Raw genomic sequence first — 3,591 nt, 5'->3', positions numbered from 1 at the left:
AGTATCGACACATTCACGTCGTCATGCCGAAGGAGAAAGCGGAACAGCTGGATGACTAAAACTTGGCTTTGTAAGCCAAGCTCAGAATGTTGACAAAATCCTAAAACAGTTTTCGTTTTAGGATTTTGTCATCTTTTCAGCGTGATTGAAAACCTTTGAAGTCTAGGAAGGACGAGCATTGGAGCGTACTTCCGCAGGATGCGGTGACAGCGGCGTTTGAGCAGGATGCTCTAGTTTTTAGCCGCTGGTCTTTTTACGTGAGCACCGAAGCACAGGATTGACAAAGAATGCGAAGGTTTGCCTACACGCTGAAACTTGGCTTGAATAGGCCAAGTTTTTCTTTCGCTTAAAACAAGAGGTGAACATACATGAAAATGAACCCCCCAGTTGAAAAAAACGAATACTACGATGTGACATTTGAGGATTTGACACATGAAGGAGCGGGCGTCGCAAAGGTCCAAGGCTTCCCGATCTTCGTGCCGAACGCCCTGCCGGAGGAAAAAGCCCAAATCAAAGTCACACGTGTCAAAAAAGGCTTCGCCTTCGGCCGCCTGATTGAGCTGAAGGAAGAAAGCCCGCACAGAACCGAAGCCCCGTGTCCGATTTACAAACAATGCGGAGGCTGCCAGCTTCAGCACATGACCTATGAAGGCCAACTCTTGTTTAAACAGAAACAAGTCAAAGACGTCTTAGAACGCATCGGCAAGCTGGACCTTTCAAACGTCACCGTGCACCCGACACTCGGCATGGAAGACCCATGGAACTATAGAAACAAAGCACAGGTGCCGGTAGGAGAACGGGAAGGCGGACTCGTCGCCGGATTTTATCAGCAAAGAAGCCATGACATCATCGACATGAGCGCCTGCCTGATCCAGCAATCCAAAAACGACGAAGCCGTCCAAGCTGTCAAAGACATTTGCGCCAAATACGGTGTCAAAGCCTACAACGAAGAGCGCCACAAAGGCTGGCTCCGCCACATCATGGTCAGATACGGCGTTGTTACGGGCGAAATGATGATCGTCTTCATCACAAGAACAAGCGACTTCCCGCACAAAGCGAAGATCATCGAAGACATCACAGCGCAATTCCCGCACGTCAAATCCATCGTGCAAAACATCAACCCAAACAAAACAAACGTCATTTTTGGCAACGAAACAAACGTCATCTGGGGCGAAGAATACATCTACGACCTCATTGGAGACGTCAAATTCGCCATCTCCGCCAGATCGTTCTATCAGGTCAATCCGGAGCAAACCAAAGTGCTCTACGACAAAGCGCTTGAGTACGCTGAGCTTCAAGGGGAAGAAACCGTCATCGACGCCTACTGCGGCATCGGAACGATTTCTTTATTTCTGGCAAAGCAAGCGAAAAAAGTGTACGGCGTAGAAATTGTACCGGAAGCAATTGAGGATGCCAAACGAAACGCCGAGCTCAACGGCATCACAAACGCTGAGTTCGCGGTCGGGGAAGCGGAAACTGTGATTCCAAAATGGTATGAAGAAGGCATTACAGCTGATACGCTAGTCGTCGACCCACCAAGAAAAGGCTGCGACGAAGCCCTCCTGCGGACGATTGTTGAGATGAAGCCGAAGAGAGTGGTGTATGTGTCCTGTAATCCTGGCACGCTGGCGAGAGATTTGCGGGTGCTTGAAGATGGAGGGTACGTGACGCACGAAGTGCAGCCTGTGGATATGTTTCCGCATACGAATCATGTGGAGTGTGTGGCTGTGCTGGAGAGAAATATAAATATTAATTAGTGATTAAAGAGCCTTTCACAAATTCCTGAAGGGCTCTTTTAGAATTTCATATTAGTGAGAGGTATAAAGCCCATCCTTCTTTTTGGCAAACATATTTAAGTATGTTCTCCTTCTTGTCAAAAGCTAGCTTTACAAAAAAAAACTAGCCATGTTATTTTGCTAGGGATGGCTAGTTAATTAAAGGAAAGCATTCAATTTAACTGGTTTTGATACTTAAAAAAGTCCTAATTGAAAGCTTGCGTTCTCGTTCTTTATTTTATTATTTGGAGAGCTTTCGAGATAATTTATTGCCCAATTTGCAATAGGAGAAGCAACTGCCTTAGCCAGCAAAACTGGCACAGCATTCCCTATTTGCTTGTATTGTTTGTCTAGTCTATTGTTAATTGAAGTCTGGCTGTTTGTTCCTTGACTAAATTGAAACCAATCTGGGAAAGTTTGCACCCTGGCAATTTCCTTTACAGACAACCTTCTATGGTTTTCTTCCCCATCAGGGAAAACCCACTTATCTTTTCCTATTTTTTTCATAGATAAGCCACCTGGATGGAGGGGGGCCTGTCTCCCTGAAGCTTGGATGGTAAAGCTTTGCTCGTCCCAGCTTTTCTTTCTGTTACGAGACATATAAATAGAAGAATATGACCCCTTAAAGTACGGTCCTGGATCAGTCACTAAATCTCCTATAGAATCTCTCAGCGTTTTGAATGGCTTTAGGCCCGTTTCTTCACCATGGGTTGGAGATGGATATTTGTAATTGAAGCTAATGTCTTTTCTGACGCCAACAATTATAACACGCTCTCTGAGTTGCGGAACTCCATAGTCCCTTGCATTTAATAGCTTAAACTGAACCCTATAGCCAGCTGAAGCAAAATCTTCGATAATCTGATTTAAAACCTCGCCTTTTCCAAGAGTCATCATGCCTTTAACATTCTCTGCTACAAATATTTCTGGCTGTGCTTGTATCAGGCTTCTAATAAAATGTAAATATAAGAAGTTACGATCGTCATCTATCAAACGTGGGCCAGCTTCACTAAATCCAGGGCAGGGGAATCCTCCAAGGATAAGGTTGCATTTTGGGAAATATTTAACTTGTCTTATATCCTTTTCGTGCTGTATAACATGACCTGGAAAATTTGTTTTGTATGTTTGATTGGCTTCTTTAAACAAGTCATTTGTATATATGGTATGGAAGATGCTTTTATTCCTTAGTTCATTAAATCGGTCTTTATCTTTAAATGCTTCCATAGCTGCTTGTTCACCGATTATTGCAGCCAATCCTGCTAATTCAAATCCAAGGTCGAGTCCGCCGCAGCCCGAAAACAGGCTAAGCACATTTATTTTATCAGTGCGAAAATCAACCTTTTCAATGATTTCTAGATCATCATCAGAATTAATAATTCTTGAAGATTCCTCAAAGATCTTCTCCATTAGTACATTCTTTACATCATCTATAGAATAATCAGACGCCGGCTTATATTTGCCTCTACCTTTGATATCAATTTTTAAAGTCATATTTTAAACAACCTCCTGTTGCACCTCTTATGATATCTTATCAAATTTCAATTCAAAAGGCCAGCGCCAGTGTCCTTAATATAATGATTTTCCTTATATGTTTACATTATTATTTAATGGTTATTTTGTGTTATTCTGTTAATTGGGAAATTGAATTAAATTAGAAACATTGCTAGCCATTGATTTAATGGAGGAAAGCGAGGTCATAATATAAGATGGATTTGTTCAAAACATTCCACAAGAAAGTTCTTTTTAATCTAATTTTGCTCTTTATTTTCTCTTAGATTGTTCAATAAAATTAGCTATCGTGTCAATGGCAAAATCAAAA

2 protein-coding genes are annotated in these 3,591 nt (G+C 42.3%); one reads left to right on the top strand and one right to left on the bottom strand.

Annotation, left to right across the window (positions count from 1 at the left end; genetic code table 11):
- The first annotated feature begins 368 nt into the window (after positions 1-368).
- The gene (gene rlmD, locus RAC86_RS36685; RefSeq protein WP_377886777.1) at positions 369-1,757 is read left to right on the top strand and encodes a 23S rRNA (uracil(1939)-C(5))-methyltransferase RlmD; all 1,389 of its coding nucleotides are present in this window, start codon (positions 369-371) and stop codon (positions 1,755-1,757) included.
- 213 nt (positions 1,758-1,970) lie between these two features.
- On the opposite strand, the gene RAC86_RS36680 is transcribed toward rlmD, so the two are convergent.
- Complete coding sequence (locus tag RAC86_RS36680; RefSeq protein WP_213383883.1) at positions 1,971-3,263, bottom strand: DNA cytosine methyltransferase; 1,293 nt, start codon at positions 3,261-3,263, stop codon at positions 1,971-1,973.
- Between the last annotated feature and the right edge of the window lie 328 nt (positions 3,264-3,591).

It is taken from the genome of Bacillus sp. LR_5, from assembly GCF_042709275.1.
This window is presented reverse-complemented; position numbering and strand designations above follow the sequence as displayed.

Bases quoted from the DNA above. Each gene is read 5' to 3' on its own strand.
- rlmD (WP_377886777.1), top strand. From the start codon at position 369: ATGAAAATGAACCCCCCAGTTGAAAAAAACGAATACTACGATGTGACA.
- RAC86_RS36680 (WP_213383883.1), bottom strand. From the start codon at position 3,263: ATGACTTTAAAAATTGATATCAAAGGTAGAGGCAAATATAAGCCGGCG.